At 31.1% G+C, this 17,149-nt stretch carries 23 protein-coding genes; 11 read left to right on the top strand and 12 right to left on the bottom strand.

Features of this window, described 5'->3' with window-relative positions; all coding sequences use genetic code 11:
- Nucleotides 1-43 precede the first annotated feature (43 nt).
- Entirely contained in the window at nt 44-970 is a 927-nt protein-coding gene (locus JJ844_04310; GenBank protein ID MBO6974900.1) for a TIGR01777 family oxidoreductase, read from the top strand.
- Here JJ844_04310 and JJ844_04305 read toward each other — a convergent pair.
- The 4 genes from JJ844_04305 to JJ844_04290 are packed head-to-tail and all read right to left on the bottom strand — an operon-like array spanning nt 921 to nt 3,214.
- Nucleotides 921-1,190: a hypothetical protein gene (locus tag JJ844_04305; GenBank protein MBO6974899.1), complete on the bottom strand. Its 270-nt coding sequence runs from the start codon at nt 1,188-1,190 to the stop codon at nt 921-923. The two genes, JJ844_04310 and JJ844_04305, sit on opposite strands and share 50 nt — an antisense overlap.
- Nucleotides 1,183-2,385 (bottom strand): hypothetical protein, encoded by a 1,203-nt coding sequence (locus JJ844_04300; protein MBO6974898.1) that lies wholly within the window; start codon nt 2,383-2,385, stop codon nt 1,183-1,185. Before JJ844_04300 ends, JJ844_04305 begins: the two co-directional genes overlap by 8 nt.
- A 1-nt stretch (nt 2,386) precedes the next feature.
- Nucleotides 2,387-2,815, bottom strand: coding sequence for a hypothetical protein (locus tag JJ844_04295; GenBank protein ID MBO6974897.1), 429 nt, complete (start codon nt 2,813-2,815; stop codon nt 2,387-2,389).
- 6 nt (nt 2,816-2,821) lie between these two features.
- Nucleotides 2,822-3,214 carry an iron-sulfur cluster assembly accessory protein gene (locus JJ844_04290; protein MBO6974896.1) on the bottom strand — a complete coding sequence of 131 codons (393 nt, stop codon included), beginning with the start codon at nt 3,212-3,214 and terminating at the stop codon, nt 2,822-2,824.
- A gap of 99 nt (nt 3,215-3,313) precedes the next feature.
- Here JJ844_04290 and zds point away from each other — a divergent pair, with 99 nt between their 5' ends.
- Together zds and JJ844_04280 are read left to right on the top strand one after the other, a co-directional pair.
- Nucleotides 3,314-4,768 (top strand): 9,9'-di-cis-zeta-carotene desaturase, encoded by a 1,455-nt coding sequence (gene zds / locus JJ844_04285; protein ID MBO6974895.1) that lies wholly within the window; start codon nt 3,314-3,316, stop codon nt 4,766-4,768.
- A gap of 3 nt (nt 4,769-4,771) precedes the next feature.
- Nucleotides 4,772-5,242, top strand: a complete 471-nt coding sequence (locus JJ844_04280) for an SRPBCC family protein (GenBank protein MBO6974894.1) — start codon at nt 4,772-4,774, stop codon at nt 5,240-5,242.
- Here the strand turns inward: JJ844_04280 and JJ844_04275 are convergent.
- From JJ844_04275 to JJ844_04265, 3 genes are read right to left on the bottom strand one after another with little or no spacing between them, the layout of a single operon-like run.
- Complete coding sequence (locus JJ844_04275; GenBank protein ID MBO6974893.1) at nt 5,235-6,032, bottom strand: uroporphyrinogen-III synthase; 798 nt, start codon at nt 6,030-6,032, stop codon at nt 5,235-5,237. The genes JJ844_04280 and JJ844_04275 overlap by 8 nt on opposite strands.
- The gene (gene rbfA, locus JJ844_04270) at nt 6,019-6,411 is read right to left on the bottom strand and encodes a 30S ribosome-binding factor RbfA (protein ID MBO6974892.1); all 393 of its coding nucleotides are present in this window, start codon (nt 6,409-6,411) and stop codon (nt 6,019-6,021) included. The genes JJ844_04275 and rbfA overlap by 14 nt, the downstream gene beginning before the upstream one ends.
- Nucleotides 6,411-6,620 (bottom strand): DUF751 family protein, encoded by a 210-nt coding sequence (locus JJ844_04265; GenBank protein MBO6974891.1) that lies wholly within the window; start codon nt 6,618-6,620, stop codon nt 6,411-6,413. The genes rbfA and JJ844_04265 overlap by 1 nt, the downstream gene beginning before the upstream one ends.
- A 54-nt stretch (nt 6,621-6,674) precedes the next feature.
- On the opposite strand from JJ844_04265, the gene JJ844_04260 reads away from it, so the two are divergent.
- Nucleotides 6,675-7,400: a glutathione S-transferase family protein gene (locus JJ844_04260; protein ID MBO6974890.1), complete on the top strand. Its 726-nt coding sequence runs from the start codon at nt 6,675-6,677 to the stop codon at nt 7,398-7,400.
- Here the strand turns inward: JJ844_04260 and JJ844_04255 are convergent.
- A complete protein-coding gene (locus tag JJ844_04255; GenBank protein ID MBO6974889.1) occupies nt 7,387-8,094 on the bottom strand; it encodes a POLO box duplicated region in 708 nt (235 codons plus the stop codon). The two genes, JJ844_04260 and JJ844_04255, sit on opposite strands and share 14 nt — an antisense overlap.
- A gap of 1 nt (nt 8,095) precedes the next feature.
- Between JJ844_04255 and JJ844_04250 the strand changes: the two genes are divergently transcribed.
- Nucleotides 8,096-8,353: a chlororespiratory reduction protein 7 gene (locus JJ844_04250; protein MBO6974888.1), complete on the top strand. Its 258-nt coding sequence runs from the start codon at nt 8,096-8,098 to the stop codon at nt 8,351-8,353.
- Here the strand turns inward: JJ844_04250 and JJ844_04245 are convergent.
- Entirely contained in the window at nt 8,350-8,907 is a 558-nt protein-coding gene (locus JJ844_04245; protein MBO6974887.1) for a shikimate kinase, read from the bottom strand. The genes JJ844_04250 and JJ844_04245 overlap by 4 nt on opposite strands.
- 50 nt (nt 8,908-8,957) lie before the next feature.
- On the opposite strand from JJ844_04245, the gene JJ844_04240 reads away from it, so the two are divergent.
- From JJ844_04240 to JJ844_04220, 5 genes are all read left to right on the top strand, one after another.
- Nucleotides 8,958-9,884, top strand: coding sequence for a 6-carboxytetrahydropterin synthase (locus tag JJ844_04240; protein ID MBO6974886.1), 927 nt, complete (start codon nt 8,958-8,960; stop codon nt 9,882-9,884).
- Nucleotides 9,881-10,531, top strand: a complete 651-nt coding sequence (locus tag JJ844_04235) for a dihydrofolate reductase family protein (protein ID MBO6974885.1) — start codon at nt 9,881-9,883, stop codon at nt 10,529-10,531. Before JJ844_04240 ends, JJ844_04235 begins: the two co-directional genes overlap by 4 nt.
- Nucleotides 10,532-10,548: 17 nt before the next feature.
- Nucleotides 10,549-11,703: an N-acetyltransferase gene (locus JJ844_04230; protein MBO6974884.1), complete on the top strand. Its 1,155-nt coding sequence runs from the start codon at nt 10,549-10,551 to the stop codon at nt 11,701-11,703.
- A 59-nt stretch (nt 11,704-11,762) separates the two neighbouring features.
- A complete protein-coding gene (locus JJ844_04225; GenBank protein ID MBO6974883.1) occupies nt 11,763-12,149 on the top strand; it encodes a DUF4346 domain-containing protein in 387 nt (128 codons plus the stop codon).
- A 64-nt stretch (nt 12,150-12,213) separates the two neighbouring features.
- Nucleotides 12,214-12,306 carry a cytochrome B6 gene (locus JJ844_04220; protein ID MBO6974882.1) on the top strand — a complete coding sequence of 31 codons (93 nt, stop codon included), beginning with the start codon at nt 12,214-12,216 and terminating at the stop codon, nt 12,304-12,306.
- Nucleotides 12,307-12,311: 5 nt separating this feature from the next.
- Here the strand turns inward: JJ844_04220 and rimO are convergent, their stop codons facing one another.
- Entirely contained in the window at nt 12,312-13,676 is a 1,365-nt protein-coding gene (rimO, locus tag JJ844_04215; protein ID MBO6974881.1) for a 30S ribosomal protein S12 methylthiotransferase RimO, read from the bottom strand.
- Nucleotides 13,677-13,781: 105 nt separating this feature from the next.
- On the opposite strand from rimO, the gene JJ844_04210 reads away from it, so the two are divergent.
- Nucleotides 13,782-14,717: a thioredoxin gene (locus JJ844_04210; protein MBO6974880.1), complete on the top strand. Its 936-nt coding sequence runs from the start codon at nt 13,782-13,784 to the stop codon at nt 14,715-14,717.
- Here JJ844_04210 and nadB read toward each other — a convergent pair.
- A complete protein-coding gene (nadB, locus tag JJ844_04205; GenBank protein MBO6974879.1) occupies nt 14,707-16,374 on the bottom strand; it encodes an L-aspartate oxidase in 1,668 nt (555 codons plus the stop codon). The genes JJ844_04210 and nadB overlap by 11 nt on opposite strands.
- On the bottom strand, nt 16,374-17,141 hold the full coding sequence (locus JJ844_04200) for a DUF3120 domain-containing protein (GenBank protein MBO6974878.1): 768 nt from the start codon (nt 17,139-17,141) through the stop codon (nt 16,374-16,376). Before JJ844_04200 ends, nadB begins: the two co-directional genes overlap by 1 nt.
- Nucleotides 17,142-17,149 lie beyond the last annotated feature (8 nt).

The raw sequence follows: 17,149 nt of genomic DNA, 5'->3' as shown, positions 1-17,149 counted from the left end.
TCTAAAAAATTTAATAGTCTTAAATGAGAAATATCTATGAAATATGCGTCTTTTACTACTTGGCTGCACTGGATTTGTTGGTAAAGAATTAGTACCAACACTGCTCAATGAGAATCACGAAATACATATTGTTAGTAGAAAACCCATAAGTCAATTAAAGCTAAATTTAAATTTCAATAAATTTAAATTTTTTCAATTAGATTTATCACAAGAAAAAAACTGGAATAACGAAAATTTTCTAAATATTTTAAGAGAGATAGAGGGAATTATTAACTTAATGGGAGAACCCATAGCAGAAAAAAAATGGACTTCTGCACAAAAACAGGAGATTGAAAATAGTCGGATTAAGACTACTCAATTTATGATGAAGACCCTTAAAAATTTCAAAATCAACCCAAAAGTCATCATAAATGGATCAGCAATAGGATATTACGGTACAAGTTTGTCTTGTGAATTCACTGAAAATAGTATTGGAGGAAAAGACTTTTTAGCTAATCTTTGCAGAAAATGGGAAGCTGTCGCTGCTGAAAAACCATTTTTCTCAAGGTTAGTTATTTTTAGAATTGGAATTGTAATAGAGGCAGATGGTGGAGCACTCGGAAAAATGCTCCCTATATTTAAAGTTGGATTAGGTGGACCAATTGGAGATGGTAAGCAATGGATGAGTTGGATTCATAGAAGTGATTTATGTGCATTAATTACCCAAGCATTAGTTAATAAAAAGTATGCAGGAGTATTTAATGCTGTTGCACCAAATCCAGTATTAATGAAAGACTTTTCTCAGACTTTAGGCAAATGTCTGAATAGACCTAATTTACTTCCAGTACCTGGAGCAGTTTTAAAAATATTGTTGGGAGATGGAGCAAAAGTTGTATTAGAAGGACAAAAAGTAATAAGCAGTAAACTCAAAAATTATGATTTTAAATATCCTCTTCTTGAGAAAGCAATTTACGCCTCCACCAAGAATTAATACCGTTTACTAAAGCACCAATAATAAAAATTGTTATTAATGGGACTACAATAGGATTCCAAACTATATGAATAAAATTAATAAAAATAAATATCCCATTTAATTGCATGATGATTGCAAAAATAAAAAATAATGCAAAAAAAATCACCGTAAATAAGTTTATTAACAACAAATTATCAATAATTTGTTTAAAGTTATTTTGATTATTTTCCTTAGTCATTTTTTATAACAATATTCATATCCTCAACCATCCTAGGACAAGCTTTGTTTTCACCTAGTCTTTTTTTAGCATTTTCATTGCATGTGATCAAAAACTTCTTATTTAGCTTCATTAGATATATTACTTGTACGATCAATTTTATTGTCTGATTGACTTGATCATTCTTATCTTTATAATTGCTGGCACAAAAAACATATTTTCCAAGCAAACGTCTTTGCGCTTCTGCAAAAGATTTTGTAAATTGTGGACCTTTACCCTCAATCTGGATAACTGGTTTACCTAATCCAATCGCTTGCTCTGTTGCCGTTCCTGCCATACTGATACAGCATCTACTTTTGAATAATATTTTGTCAAAATTATTCCAATATATATTCACTTCTAAAGATTTATATTTAAATTTCAAGAGATACTTCTCTTTTATTTTTTCTAGATATAACCATCTTCTATTTTTAAATATATCCTTTATTTTTGATGAAGATAAAGCATTAACTATTGCAAAATTAAATTCAATTTTTTGAAAATATCTTAAATCTGAAAGTTTCTCTAATACCTCCAAAATCAAAACAAAATTATCTAGCATCTCGGGGAATCTACTACCTGGAAATAATCCAATACTAAATTCAGATTTATTTTGTTTTTTATCTCTAGAAAAAAACTTATCCATAAATGGATTTCCCAAAAAAGATACTTTTTTCTTTAATTGAAAAGTTAAATCATTTGCTGTAAGGGAATCTCTGGTATATATTTTTTTTGACTTCTTTGAGAGTAAGAAAAATTTAGAGGGCCATGGCAATTTTAACTTCCCTTCATAATGACTAGAATAAGCAACTAGATATGTAAAAAAATCTTTCTTACAAATCCATGCAAAAAAAACTGGAACAATATCTCCAACAACAAAAAAGTAATCATATTTTTTTCTTATTTTATAAGTTAAATATAATCTTTTTAGAAGATAGAATAATTCTCCCCCAAATATCTCGGTTAGTCTTCCCTTAAAAGAATTATAGCCAATTCCTCCGGTACTAAATTCTTTAGTTTTTCCAATAATCTTAATTTTTTCTTTTTCGTAATGGTTTCCTTTACCAACAATTGGCAAAGCGTGAACAGAATAACCACTTTTTACGAATTGCTTAGCAATTAAACTCCCAGATAGATCCTCTCCATGCCCATTACTTAATATTAAAATTTTAAACAATTTAAAATTCCAACCATTTTTTAACTTTGGTTAACTCAGGCCAATCTGGATATCTACTTAATCCGTCTTCAACAGATTCTTTCAACTCACTTTTCACATCGGGCATCATCAAAGACATTTTTTTTATTAACTCAATATGATCCCTAACACCTTTATTATTGGTTGCCAAAAGAGCTAAAGACAAATTCATTCTTGCTTGTGGGTCTTGCTGATTTAATCGAACAGCTTGCCTGGCAGCTGCCAAAGCTTCTTGATTATTTTTCAAAAGTAATTGAAGCCATGACAAGCAAGTCCAAGCAGCAAAATGATTTGGTATTTGCTGTATAATTTCTTGAAAGTCTTGAACAATAGGAATTAAATCTTGTCCAGCTTTATATCTCGATAGAGCTGCATTAAAATCCTCTTCAATGGGATTAATTTCTTTATCCATTATTATTTAGACTGCAAAAGAACTTCCACATCCACAAGTTTGGGAAGCATTGGGGTTTACAAAATTAAAGCCACCTCCTATTAATTCCTTACTAAAGTCTAGTTGCATACCATATATGTATAAAAGACTTTTAGGATCACAAACAACTTGAAAGTTTTGATCAGCTTTTAATGAATAATCATAAACTTTATCATCGGGATTTATTTCGTTATCTCTTATAAAATCCATCGTATAACTCATCCCACTACAACCACCAGATCTTACTCCTACCCTAAGTGCCTTTTTATCACTTTGACTTTTTAATAAATTTGAAATTTGCTCTATGGCATCATTCGTAATTAAGATACCTTTACCATCATCGGAATTTTTAATTTCCTGTTTAAGTTCTACATTTTCCATAAACAAAAATTTCCTACTATTCATAATATAAAAACTTAATCGATAGGGTGCATAGAACAAACAAAATCCAAACTTGATTTGTTATAATTTTAAGAAAAAGTGAAAATTGCGATAGTTGGTTCTGGATTAGCTGGTCTTACAGCAGCGGTTAATTTAGTTGATGAAGGTCATGATGTAGAAATTTACGAGAGCAGGTCATTTTGGGGAGGTAAAGTCGGAAGTTGGGAAGATAAGGATGGCAACCATATAGAAATGGGTTTACATGTATTTTTTTACAATTATGCAAATCTTTTTAAATTAATGAAAAAAGTGGGAGCTTTAGACAATTTACTCCCGAAAGATCATACTCATCTATTTATTAATAATGGTGGTAATTTAAAATCCTTAGATTTCAGATTCCCTTTGGGTGCTCCATTTAATGGACTAAAAGCTTTTTTTACGACAGAACAACTTACTTGGGTAGATAAGTTCAGAAATGCCTTAGCTTTAGGGACAAGCCCAATAGTTAGAGGATTGATAGACTATGAAGGCGCAATGAAAATAATTAGAGATTTAGATAAAATTAGTTTCAAAGAATGGTTTTTAAACCATGGTGGAAGTGAAAAAAGTTTAGAAAGAATGTGGGATCCTATCGCATATGCTTTGGGATTTATTAATTGCAAAGATATTTCAGCAAGATGCATGCTAACTATCTTCATGATGTTTGCTTCAAAAACAGAAGCATCAAAACTTAATCTTTTAAAAGGTTCTCCTCATAAGTGGTTAACTCAACCTATAGTCGACTACATCACAAAAAAAGGGGCAATAATCCATCTTAACCATAAGGTAGAAGAAATTATTTATGAAAAAGAATCTTCCTCATTTGTAGTTAATCAGTTAAAAATATCTTCCCCTGAAGGAACAAAGACAGTTTTTGCAGATAAATTTCTAGCTGCCTGTGATGTTCCTGGAATAAAAAAAATCATTCCAAAAGAATGGTATCAATTTAAAGAATTTGAAGGTTTAAAAAAACTTAGAGCAGTTGCTGTTGCCACAATCCAATTAAGATACGACGGTTGGGTTACTGAATTACAAAAAGATAATACTGGAAATACACCAACTGGACTAGATAACCTCCTTTATTCTGCTGATGCTTCTTTCAGTTGTTTTGCTGATTTAGCATTAGCAAGTCCAGCAGATTATAGAAAAAAAGATATGGGATCACTTCTCCAATGTGTTTTAACTCCCGGAGATAGATGGATGGGAAGATCTACAGAAAGAATTACAAAAGAAATAGATAAAGAGGTTCGACGTCTATTCCCATCCTCAAAAAACCTTAAATTGCTTTGGAGTAACGTAGTACAGATTCCACAATCACTCTATAGAGAATCTCCCGGTATGGAACCTTTCAGACCCGATCAAAAAACATCTATATCTAATTTCTTTATGGCAGGTAGTTACACAAAACAAGATTACATAGACTCCATGGAGGGAGCTACAATGAGTGGTCATTTAGCTGCTGCTGCAATTTTAGAGAAGAAAGCAGAATTAGCAAAAAATCTTGCAGTAAGTTAATTAATGGGTACTTGGCTAAAACATGACGTAACAACAGTTGTTAATGCGCCTCTTGAAAATGTATGGAATACATGGAGCGATTTAGACTCAATGTCACTTTGGATGAGCTGGATTGAATCTGTTAAAACAGTTGATGAAGAAACTAATACGTTACCAGATTTAACAGAATGGACTTTAGCTGCAAATGGCTTTAGGTTCAAATGGAAAGCTCAAATTACAGAAAGGGTCGAAAAAAGCAAACTTAAGTGGAAATCTATAGGAGGTTTACCAACTGAGGGATCAGTAGTTTTCGAAAGTAAAAGTGATCAAATCACAACTGTAAATTTAGCTATAACTTATGAACTACCAAAAATAATTGCACGGTTTATGGAAGAAAATATTTTAGGCAAAATGGTCACAAACGAATTACAGGCCAATATTGATAGGTTCAAAGATTTAGTTGAAAAGAACTATACAAAAAATTTTCCTAACTAAAAAAATTAATTGCCACATCTAGTAGTCCTTCAAAAGTATATTTTTGTGCCTGACTATCAACTCTTCCAAAAATCTTGTTACATAATTTTGTTGTCTGAGGTCCAATAGTTAGTAACTTAATTTGATCAAAATATTCTAACCATTGTTTACCAAGTTTTTTTTCTAATAAAAAAGCAGCATTTACCACGGTTTTACCACTTGAGAAAATAATTGCATCGACTTGTCGATTAGAAATAATATCAATCGTTTCTTCCGGAATTGAATCAGGACATCTAGTTTCATATGCAGCAACATCAAATACACGAGAACCAGCCTTTCTAAATTGCTCTGCAATTAAATCCCTACCACCTGTTTGAACTCTTGGTACAAAAACTCTAAGTCCATAACCAGATACTGGGAAATTATCAATTAAACTTTCAGCAACAAATTCTGGAGGTATGAAATCAGCCTTAATCCCAAGATCATCAAGCGTTTTTGAGGTTTTTTCTCCGACTACGGCGATTTTTGTTTTTTTAGAACATTCTTTTAACGAACTATTAAAGTATCTAAGTCTCTTATCCACAAATTTGATACCATTACTACTGGAAAAAATAATCCAATGAAAATCATTTATTTGATTTAATGCTTCGTCAAGAGGATTCAAATCATCAGGATCACCAATACTTATTGCAGGCAAATCAAATACATTAGCGCCCTTGCTTGTGAATATCTTTTTTATATCCAATATCCCTTCTTTTGATCGAGTAATAATTATATTTCTTTGATCAAGGGGTAGATCAACTATTGGCATCCTTGTCCTCAACATGATTATTTTGATTTTTATTTTTTAATTCATCCAGAAGTTTCAAGACTGATAATCCTTTATCAAGAACAACATCGTCTTTAAAAATGATCTCTGGAACTCTTCTCATCTCTATTCTTTTTCCTAAACTATGCCTTATAGCGCTTTTAGCAGTATTCAAGTTTGCCACAATCTCTTTCCTCACTTTCTCTTGAGCAGTTGAAGTTATGTAAATTTTACAGTGTTGCAAATCACTTGATAAATCAATTTTAGAAATATTGACGAAATAATCTTTAATAAGTTCATTTTCCAAATCATTCTGCAAAATAAGGGTTATTTCTTTTTTCAAAAGAGAAGAAACTTTTGCAAGACGGTAATTATTTGGCATTATGGTTGTAAATTTATTGGGTTTGTCATCGCTTGCAAGACAAAATAAACAGTTATGAAAGCACTTAAGACAGAAGATATCAAACCCACTATTGTGAGTGGATTTGATCTATTCTTGAACAAAGGTTCAAGCAAAGCAACAAGTCCCCCAACAATTATGGATATCAAATACTTTGGATATCTCGCAACATTAGAGAAAAATTCGCCCATCAGCTCCACAAATAGATTACTTTTTTAGCTAAGTTTTAACAAACATTAAACAGCATGATTACATTATATCAATTTAGGCATAGTGCTTTTTGTTTAAAAACAAGAATGGCTCTTCATGCAAAAAAACTACAATATCGAGTTGAAGAAGTAACACCTGGAATAGGCCAATTTGAAATCTTTAAATTATCAGGTCAAAAACAAGTACCTGTAATAGTCGATAGTAATGATCAAGTTATTAATGACTCTTCAACTATTTGCGAATATCTAGATAAAAAAAATGAAAACAATCCACTCTTTCCTGAGGACCCAATATTATTTGCACAATGCAAACTAATTGAAGACTGGGCAGATACTTCAATGGCTACAACTTGTAGAAAAGCTTTAATAAAATCTGCAATAGAAAATCCACAGCTAAGAACTGCATTACTTCCAGATGAAATACCTTCTTCAGTTAAAAGTATTGTTGATAAATTACCTTTTGAAAATCTTAGTAAAATTTCTAATGTAGTTTTGTCTTCTAAAGATAATTTAGAACTCCAAAAATTACTCGAAGCTTTATCAAAATCTTTGATCAACAAGAAATATTTAGTTGGAGATAGTTTATCAATTGCAGATATTTCAATTGCTGCTCAATTATCCCTTCTTAAATTTCCAAAGTCTGCAGGACCAATTCTTTCTGGAGAGGGGTGCCAAGAATACATAAACAACCCTTATTTAGAAAATCTTTTCATTTGGAGGAACAACTTAGAAGAATATCTTTTTAGTGCTAACTCTCAATAAATTCAAACTTCAATTTATATTTATTTGTTTTTATAGCATGAATAGAAGGATCACCAACTCTTGAACCATAAGAAGCCACATATTGTACTCCACAAATTGATGGTTTGATTGAATTATCAACTTCCAATATTTCTTCGGAACATTTTTGAAATTTACTAATGGTCTCTACCTGATTAATCCTTGAAGCACCTGGCTTATGTGCTGTTTGTATAACTAGCTCATCTGCGAAAAAAATATCATCATCTTGGATCTGATTTCTCCCTGTAATTCTTGAATCGATATAAAAATCATCTTTTAAATAAGTAATTTGATTATTAATAGATTGAGGATCATTTACAACCTTGATTAAGGTTTCACCAAATATTGCTTTTCCAATAGATTCAGAATTTTTTGCACGATTACCAACAATTAAATCTGAATCATTCTTAAAGAAATTTACTTCATAAATAACTGGCTCTTCTGAATCATTTACTATATCTTGAGAAGTAACAAGCCAATTCCCCTCAAACCATTTAGGATAAATTAAATCCTTAGTAGTATCCGATAATTTAAAATTTGGCAAATATAATTCTGGCCATTGATTTACACGATTTTCCAAAAACTCTCGTACGTTAGAATCTACTAAAGCAAAAGAACTTTCTAAAAAAATTCCTTGAAAAATCAAGCAAAGAATTAATCCAAGAAGAATTTTCATTATGTCAAATCCACTAATAAGAGCATCAGATCATTATGTATTATTAGAGCCAGATTCAAAAGAAAAAATTGTATCAAAGCAAGAAGCAATTTTATGGTTGAAGAATTGGCTTAGTAAGACAGAAACACAAACAATATATCAAAATATAGAAGATCCTGATCAGGAATTTTTTGAAGAATTATTAGAAAGCACTTATGAATTAGAAATAAAATTAGGATACGTTATCAAATGGTTTGCAGTAAGAATTGAACCAGATTAACTAATTATTTCTTTATGAATTGCATGAATTATTTTCATAGCAACTTCTTCAATATTTTCTTTTTTTACTTGAATTCTTAAATCTGCTTGAGAATACAAATTTTCTCTAGATTGAAAAATGCTCATATATAGATCTTTTAGATTCTTTCCCTTAAGAAGTGGCCTATTTTCAATTTCATTTTTCAATCTTTCAATTGCTATATCTTTATCAAGATCTATCCAAGCAATTATTCCCTGTCTTAAGATTCCCCAGTTTTCCGATTTGGTAACTATTCCTCCCCCAGTTGAGATTACTAATGAAGGAATTTTGATAGTTTCTTTAAGGCAGTTTGCTTCTAATTCACGGAAATTATCTTCTCCTTCATCATTAAAAATTTGATTGATAGATTTTTTTGCCAACTTCTCTATTAATGAATCTAAATCAATGTATTTATACTTTAATAATTCAGCCAGCTTCAAACCTGTTTGTGACTTACCAGAGCCCATCATTCCTATTAAAAATATGCTTCTGCCTTTAATAGTATTAACTGTTTTTTCAATAATGGATTGTTCCATAAAGACAAAAGCGTATTTAAAACCTTAAGATAGTATTATCGCAGACAAGTATGACTTCTACACAATCCAAACCATTACATGGCAAAGGACGTGAATGCGTCATAACTCGACGTGCCTGCTTTAGTTCTAGTCACCGTTATTGGCTTCCTGAAAAAAGCCAAGAAGAAAATTTATCTCTTTTTGGAAAGTGCAGTATTGCACCAGGTCATGGTCATAATTATGAACTTATTGTTTCAATGGGTGGAGAACTAGACTCTGATGGAATGGTACTTAATCTCTCTGATGTAAAACACTCTATTAAAGATAAGGTTACTGGACAATTAGATTTTCGTTTTTTAAATGATGTCTGGCCTGAATTTAATGTTAATAATCAAGAGGGTATACTTCCCACAACTGAAGCATTAGTAAAGGTCATTTGGAGTCGTCTGAAGGATGATTTACCTCTTACAAGTCTAAGACTTTATGAAAACCCAAATTTATGGGCAGATTATTTTGGAAAAAACATGGAAGCATTTTTAACAGTACAAACTCATTTTGCAGCCGCTCATAGACTTGCAAAAGAAGAGATATCCTTTGATGAAAATAAAAAAATATATGGGAAATGTGCCAGAGTTAATGGACATGGTCATAACTATCTTGTCGATATAACTGTAAAAGGAGACATTGATAAAAGAACAGGAATGGTTTGCGACTTATCTGCCCTCCAAGAGATAATTAACGATTTAGTTGTTGAACAACTAGATCATACTTTTCTTAATAAAGACATCGAATTTTTCCATAATTGTGTTCCAACTGCTGAAAATATAGCTTTATATATTTCTGATATTCTTAAAAAACCAATACATCAACTTGGTGCAACATTACACAAAATAAGACTCCAAGAGAGCCCAAACAATGCTGCAGAAATTTATGTTGATCAAAAGTTAACCAATTCATTGAAGTTGAAATTTGAAAATAGTTTAGTCACGCAAACTTGAGTATCCCAAGAGTAATAATTGTTATAGCATCAAGTCTTGATGGGAGAATTGCATTTCCTGGAGGTGGAGAATCGCATCTTGGAAGCGATGAAGATAAAAAAATATTAAATCAAAACTTATCAATGGTTGACGCTACCATTTTTGGTTTAGGTACTTTAAAAGCTCATCAATCAACTTACCTAGTTAAAAATTTCACTGATAATGACGAATTACATATATCAAAAAGCCAACCAATTTCTATAGTTGCTTCAAATAGCAAAAAATTTAACAGTAATTGGAAATACTTTCGTCAACCAATTAGAAGATGGCTAATAAGCACAAATAAAGTTGATAATTCGACGAATAATGAATTCGAGAAAAAACTCTTTTTCGAAGATTCATGGAAAAAAACTTTAATTTCACTCAAAAAACAAGGGATAAATGATTTAGCTCTTTTAGGAGGCGCAAAACTTATAAATTCATTTATAAAAGAGGATCTAATAACAGATATAAAAATTACAATAATTCCACGAATTATTGGAGGTAGATATACATGGATCCCTCCAGAACAAACAAATGCTATTTTTAATCTCGAAAGACAATGGGAAATAAAATCAATTAAAAATTTAATGAATAATGAAATACATATTCATTACAAAAAAATTTAAAATATATTCAGTAATAAATGAACCAAAGAATAGATAAAGTTGAAGTCAAATTGTCAATTAAGGAAATCTCCAAGGAGATTTGGAATGAATTAGCAAATGAAATCAATAATCCATTTTATGAATGGACTTGGCTTAAAAACCTTGAAATATCAAAAAGTGTTTCAAGAGAAACTGGTTGGCAGCCTCTATATTTTGTTGCTTATAAAAATGAAGAAATATTAGGAATTGCTCCACTTTTTTTAAAAAATCATAGCTATGGAGAATTCATTTTTGATCAATCATTTGCACGATTAGCTCAAGAGCTAAATTTAAATTATTACCCTAAATTAATTGGAATGAGTCCTTATAGTCCTGTAAATGGATATCAATTTCTTTATAAAAAAAATAAAGATAAGAAAGAAATTACAAATTTACTCATAAACAATATCGAAAGCTTCGCGATTACAAACAAAATTTTAAGTTGTAATTTTTTATATGTTGATGAGAGTTGGAGCAACCATCTTAAATCTTTGGGATACTATGAATGGATAAATTCCAGCAGTGAATGGAGGAGTAATGGAGAAAAAACGTTTGATGATTTTCTTTCTAGATTTAACTCTAATCAGAGAAAAAATATAAAAAAAGAAAGGAAATCAATTACTAAACAAGATATTAAAATAGAAATTTTTAATAAAGATGATATAAACCAAGAAATCCTCAAAAAAATGCATAATTTTTATGAGCAGCATTGCTCAAGGTGGGGAGTTTGGGGAAGTAAATATCTAACATCTACATTTTTCGAAAAAATTGTTGATAATAAAAAAAATCTTTTACTTTTTAGCGCATCAAAAAATGATTCAAATGATATTTTTGCTATGTCGATGTGCGTTAAAAATAAAAACAACTTATGGGGTAGATATTGGGGTAGTCAAGAAGACATCTCTAATTTACATTTTGAATTATGTTACTACCAGCCAATTGAATGGGCAATAAAAAATAGTATCCATTTTTTTGATCCTGGAGCAGGTGGTAAACATAAAAGGCGGAGGGGTTTTTTTGCAAAAAGCACCATTAGCTTGCATAAGTGGTTTGACAAAAATATGGAAAATATAATTTATCCTTGGCTAAATGAAGTTAATAAACAAACAGAGACGGAAATTGCATTTGAGAATAAATCTATACCCTTTAAATAAAAATTATTTGGCTTTACGAAAGATTATATTAGTAATATAGTTTTTATTAACTTCTAAGGATGAATTCTAGTAAAAGATTAGATGAAAAAATAAAGATTGATAACAATCTATCCAACCGTTATATAGACTTAGATCCAAATGGTTATTTTATTATAAAAGTAGATTTAGAAGAAAATAAAATAATTTTAGAGCACTTTTTAAATAACATCGATGAGGAAGGCTATGCGCTTGACCCAGAAACAAATGAACCAATCAAATGCGACTCTCAAAATAAAAGAGTTAGTAATGAAGTTTTTAAAGGTATTAGTGCGAAACAACTTGGAATATTGATCACTGAAGAAAGAAATGACTTAATAACCAGATTCGACCATGCTCTATATTTAGGCCGGGAACTACAAAAAGCAGAAGAATGCTTATACAAAAAATTACCCTATATCCAAGATTAAGAAATTAAACGAAAAAATCTAATCTTTTCATCTGATGTTAAATTGAATAAAAATAAAAAAATTAATGAACATCATTTTCTATTTTGCCTTTATTGGTTTTGGTTTTGGAGCTGCTTTCGCATTAGATAAGCTCTTAAGAGCAGTTAAATTAATCTAAAAAAACTACAAAATTTTAATAGTCTCTCCATACAAATCATATTCATCAGCAAAAGAAATATTTGCTTCAACAAATTTACCAATATAATTTTTCAAATCAATTTTATCTTTAACAGATAAAATTACAGTTCCGTCAATTTCAGGAGCGAAATTGTAGGACCGACCTATTAATTGGTTATTGTCTGATATTTTTTCTACCAAAATCTTCATTTTTGAACCAACATATTTCTGATTTTTATCTTTAGAGATATTTTGTTGCACTGTAATAACGTTATCTTTTCTTGCCTCTGCAACCTCTAGAGATACTTTATTTGGCAAATGAAAAGCTGCAGTTCCTTCCTCAGGAGAAAAAATAAACACTCCCACATGATCAAATTTATGCCTATCCAAAAATTCGAGAAGATGTTCAAAATGTTCTTTTTTTTCTCCTGGGAAACCAACAATGAGACTAGTTCTTAATACGGCAGATGGAATTTCTTCTCTAATTTTCTCCAAAATTGATTCATTCAAAGAAGCTTGCCAAGGTCTATTCATACTCTTCAATACATCTGGATGGCTATGCTGAAGTGGCAAATCAAAGTAAGGCACTATATTCTTTGAATCTTTGAAAGCTCTAATAACTTCATCAGTTAAACCTGTTGGATAAGCATAATGTATCCTTATCCAAGGAATTGGAACTTTAGAAAGCTCATTCAAAAGTTTTGCTAATAATGGTTTTCCATAAATATCTTGACCATAGTTAGTTGTAATTTGACTAATCAATATGATTTCTTGAATACCCTTTTTTGCAAGACTTTTGGCTTCTGAAACTATAGATTCTATTGTTCTACTTCTTTGAGGACCTCTCAACTTAGGAATAATACAAAAAGCGCAATTATAGTTGCAGCCTTCAGCAATGCGAAGATAAGCAACAAATTTATTTTTATCTACAAAACGAGGCATTTCCTCATCTGCAATAAATTCAGGTATTTCTGAAACTTCATTACCGATTTCCCCTTTTTCTACTCTGTCTAAAACCTTGGCTATCTTTTGATAATCTCCTGTTCCAACCAAACCTTTTATTTCAGGGATTTCTTTTATAAGCTCATCTTTAAAATGCTGAGCCATACAGCCTGCGACTATTACTTTTTTTCCTTGATTTGTATATTCTAGAATTTTTCTAATAGATTCTTCTCTAGCTGTTTCAATAAAACTGCAAGTATTTACAACAACAACATTTGCATCATTTATATTGCTGTCAACTTCATAACCCTCCTTATCTAATAGGCCTTGCATATGTTCAGTATCAACTAGATTTTTCTCACAACCAACATGACTGAAGGCAATCTTAGATAGTTTTTTTTCTTTTACATTGAGACTATTTTGTTTCACAACTTGAAAAATAAAAATTAAAAGATTTAATCAGCATTACGGATATAACTCTTATGCCAAGATAATATTAGGATAGATAATGTAAATAACAAACTTTCTTTTTGCATGGCCCTCAAGACTTTAAACAGAAGAAATAAAAAAGATTTAAAATGGCCAAGAATCATAATCGCAATTCTTAGCACTATAGGCATAGTTGATACAGGTTCGATTACTTTAAAAAACTGGGGATTATTTACTTCGCTTTCATGCCCAGGGATAAAAAATGGTTGTGAAACAGTTTTAAATAGTCCTTGGGGTACTTTATTTGAAAATAATCAATTTAATATACCTCTCTCATTAGCTGGATTTATAACATATTTATCAATATTAGTTATCACAATAATACTCTCGCTTAATTTAATTTCCCCAAAAGAAAAACTCAATAAGTTTTTATGGTGGTTAGTATTTCTAATTTCTTGTGCGTCATCCACATTTAGCTTTTTATTGATAAATATAATGTTTTTTAAGATTCAAGCATATTGCTTTTTTTGTATACTTTCAGCAATTTTATCGTTTTCTATTTTTTTTATTTCTATGATTGGAGCAAAGTTCGAAAGTAGAGAACCTATGATTTTTAGAGGTTTCATTGTAGCCATTAGTGTCCTGCTGGGGGGTCTAATTTGGTCAACAAACGTTGACCCCTCTAATGCTATTGATGTTGCAAACCCCACTGAAAATATATCGCCAATAATTACCACTTCAAGCTCTCCCCAGAAGGTAAAGTTTGCAAAATTTTTAAGTGAAAACAATATTGTTATGTATAGTGCATACTGGTGCCCGCATTGCCACGATCAGAAACAACTATTTGGTAAGGAAGCAGTTAAAGAATTAAAAGTTGTTGAGTGTGCTAAAGATGGTAAAGATAATGAGTATGAGCTATGCCAAACGAAAGGAATCAGTGGATTTCCTTCTTGGGAAATAAATGGAGAAATTATTAGTGGTACGCGTAACTTAAATGAATTAGCAACAAAAACCGACTATCAGGGAGATCTTAATTTTTAATAAATCTTTTTTGAATTTTTTGATCTAACTGTTGTCTAGTATGGCATTCCCACATTTTATCTTTATCAGGGAAATCATCTCTATAATGACCTCCTCTACTTTCCTCTCTAAATAGACAAGCTTTTAATAAAGTTAGGGTGGTTATTTGTCTATTCTTTAAATCAAGTAAAAGATTTAATGCTCTTCTATTGCGTTCACTGAGTTTTATTTTTTGATCAAATTTTATTTTTTCGAGACTATTTAGTAAATTATTTTTATTTAATTTATCTATATCATTTTGAATATAATTTAAAAATTTACTCATTTTTACCTTATTTCGAGATACACCTAAATTTAACCAACATAGTTTTCTTAGTTCATCAATTTTTTCAGCAATTATAGAAATCTGATTTTCTTTAGGATCTTCAATATCAAACTCTTGAAATGATCTATCAAATTTTTCAACTTTAGAAAAATCATTCAAAACAATTGAAGACATTTTTCTTGCGAAAACAAGGCACTCCATCAGTGAATTACTTGCCAGTCTATTAGCACCATGCACACCTGTAGAAGCAACTTCTCCAACGGCATATAATCCTTTTCTTGTTGAAGATGCATTTAGATCAGTTTTAACACCTCCCATCCAATAATGAGCTGCAGGAGCTACGGGAATAACCTCATTTAAAGGGTTAACGCCATAATCCTGACATCGACTTAAGATCGTGGGGAAGCGCTCTACAATTTTTTCTGGGTCAATATACCGAAGATCTAAGCCAACATGGTCTACATTATTATCATGCATATTCTTCATAATTGCTCTACTTACCTGATCTCTAGTAGCTAGATCACGATTTTCAAGATTTTTAACTGGACTTTCACCATTTTTATCAACTAAAATCGCTCCTTCCCCTCTAAGTGCCTCAGATATTAAAAAGCAAGGTGCACCATAAAATTTTAAAGCTGTTGGATGAAATTGCACAAACTCTAAATCTTCAATCGCAGCTCCTGCTTTCCATGCAAGAGCAATCCCTTCACCAGAGGATTGAGCAGGATTTGTTGTATTTGTAAATAAGTGCCCACCCCCACCTGTAGCTAAAACAACAGCTCTAGATTTGATCCAATATAAATTTGCTCCATCAAGAACCTGAACTCCTCTACATTCTTTATTTTCAATGAGAAGTTCAGTTACTCTTACACCCCTGCAGTGAAGAATATTTTTTTGATTCTCAATATGATCTTCTAGAACTTCAACTAATGCTCGTCCAGTACGATCTTTAACATGTAAGACTCTTCTTCGTGAATGGGCTGCTTCCAAAGTAGTAGCTAGTTGATCAGAACTTTGATCAAAAATCATCCCTAAATTCTGTAACCTTTCTACACAACCTGGAGCTTCTTTAACCAGCATTTCGACAGCCTGAGAATCACATAGTCCATCACCTGCTTTTAAAGTATCCTCTGCATGCAGATCAAATGAATCATCTTGTCTAACAACAGATGCAATTCCGCCTTGAGCCCATCTACTGGAAGATATCTTACTAGTATTTCTATTTAAAAGAAGCACTTTTAAATTTGAGGGTAATTCAAGACAAGTCATAAGGCCAGCAGCTCCAGCGCCTATAACGATTACATCCCAATTATTTATTGGTATCGGTTCTTGCGAAAATGGAGGTCTTAACATTAAACCAATCCACTAAAAGTTGGTTGCAGAATTGCTAAAACAATAAAAATACCATCAACAATTAATGTCGTTTGAATTACGTAACCAGAAACTAAGAGTGCTTTACCATTAGTAGTATTATTTGTGCCAGAATCTAGAATTTCTTTTGAAATAAACCAAAGTATAAGAGCAACAAAAACGATAATAGATAATGATTTTATTTGAATAAGACTCTCTGAAGTTTTTTGAAGAATCATGGGTGCATTTTCAGAATCTGCTGTAATTACCTGCCTCCATTGATCCATGATTCCGATTAAAAATATTGTAATGTCGGTAACTGCGGTTCCAAATAAAGAAGAGACATAAAAACTTGAACCTATTTTCCAATTAGTACCAAATCCAATTAAAGCTAATGGGAGAACCACAGCTTCAACAGGTATGTGTAGGATAGGAAATGGGCTTAACCATCCCCAGAACAAACATCCACCAAGCCAACTACCTGATATACCAAGTAATAATGAACTGACAATAAACCACTTATTAGATCCTTTCTGATTCAAAACAATTGCCACTAAGACAATGACAAAAGTAAAACAAAGAGCACTTATTGGTTCTAATCTAACCCAAGGGGCTTGAACAAAAATAGGTAAAATTACAAAAAAAGAAGACCACAATCTTAAAGAGAGAGGATTTGATAAGAAACTATTTTCGTATGAATCAACTGTCTTGTTGGATTCATAGTTGAATTTATCTTTTAATTCTAAATTTTTTGTAATTAATTCTTTCAATGAAAAAG

Origin of the sequence: Prochlorococcus marinus CUG1435, from assembly GCA_017644375.1 — a bacterium.
GTDB classification, from domain to species: Bacteria; Cyanobacteriota; Cyanobacteriia; order PCC-6307; family Cyanobiaceae; genus Prochlorococcus_A; species Prochlorococcus_A marinus_AH.
Note: the sequence above shows the minus strand (reverse complement) of the source record. Positions and strands in the feature narration are given on the sequence as shown.

Excerpts from the sequence above, each read along its gene's own strand:
- JJ844_04310 (MBO6974900.1), top strand. The coding sequence starts at position 44 with ATGCGTCTTTTACTACTTGGCTGCACTGGATTTGTTGGTAAAGAATTA.
- JJ844_04250 (MBO6974888.1), top strand. The coding sequence starts at position 8,096 with ATGTCAAATCCACTAATAAGAGCATCAGATCATTATGTATTATTAGAG.
- JJ844_04275 (MBO6974893.1), bottom strand. The coding sequence starts at position 6,032 with ATGCCAATAGTTGATCTACCCCTTGATCAAAGAAATATAATTATTACT.
- JJ844_04265 (MBO6974891.1), bottom strand. The coding sequence starts at position 6,620 with ATGGGCGAATTTTTCTCTAATGTTGCGAGATATCCAAAGTATTTGATA.
- JJ844_04260 (MBO6974890.1), top strand. The coding sequence starts at position 6,675 with ATGATTACATTATATCAATTTAGGCATAGTGCTTTTTGTTTAAAAACA.
- JJ844_04240 (MBO6974886.1), top strand. The coding sequence starts at position 8,958 with ATGACTTCTACACAATCCAAACCATTACATGGCAAAGGACGTGAATGC.
- JJ844_04280 (MBO6974894.1), top strand. The coding sequence starts at position 4,772 with ATGGGTACTTGGCTAAAACATGACGTAACAACAGTTGTTAATGCGCCT.
- JJ844_04230 (MBO6974884.1), top strand. The coding sequence starts at position 10,549 with ATGAACCAAAGAATAGATAAAGTTGAAGTCAAATTGTCAATTAAGGAA.
- JJ844_04305 (MBO6974899.1), bottom strand. The coding sequence starts at position 1,190 with ATGACTAAGGAAAATAATCAAAATAACTTTAAACAAATTATTGATAAT.
- rbfA (MBO6974892.1), bottom strand. The coding sequence starts at position 6,411 with ATGCCAAATAATTACCGTCTTGCAAAAGTTTCTTCTCTTTTGAAAAAA.
- nadB (MBO6974879.1), bottom strand. The coding sequence starts at position 16,374 with ATGTTAAGACCTCCATTTTCGCAAGAACCGATACCAATAAATAATTGG.
- JJ844_04225 (MBO6974883.1), top strand. The coding sequence starts at position 11,763 with ATGAATTCTAGTAAAAGATTAGATGAAAAAATAAAGATTGATAACAAT.
- JJ844_04255 (MBO6974889.1), bottom strand. The coding sequence starts at position 8,094 with ATGAAAATTCTTCTTGGATTAATTCTTTGCTTGATTTTTCAAGGAATT.
- JJ844_04245 (MBO6974887.1), bottom strand. The coding sequence starts at position 8,907 with ATGGAACAATCCATTATTGAAAAAACAGTTAATACTATTAAAGGCAGA.
- JJ844_04295 (MBO6974897.1), bottom strand. The coding sequence starts at position 2,815 with ATGGATAAAGAAATTAATCCCATTGAAGAGGATTTTAATGCAGCTCTA.
- JJ844_04210 (MBO6974880.1), top strand. The coding sequence starts at position 13,782 with ATGGCCCTCAAGACTTTAAACAGAAGAAATAAAAAAGATTTAAAATGG.
- JJ844_04290 (MBO6974896.1), bottom strand. The coding sequence starts at position 3,214 with ATGGAAAATGTAGAACTTAAACAGGAAATTAAAAATTCCGATGATGGT.
- JJ844_04220 (MBO6974882.1), top strand. The coding sequence starts at position 12,214 with ATGAACATCATTTTCTATTTTGCCTTTATTGGTTTTGGTTTTGGAGCT.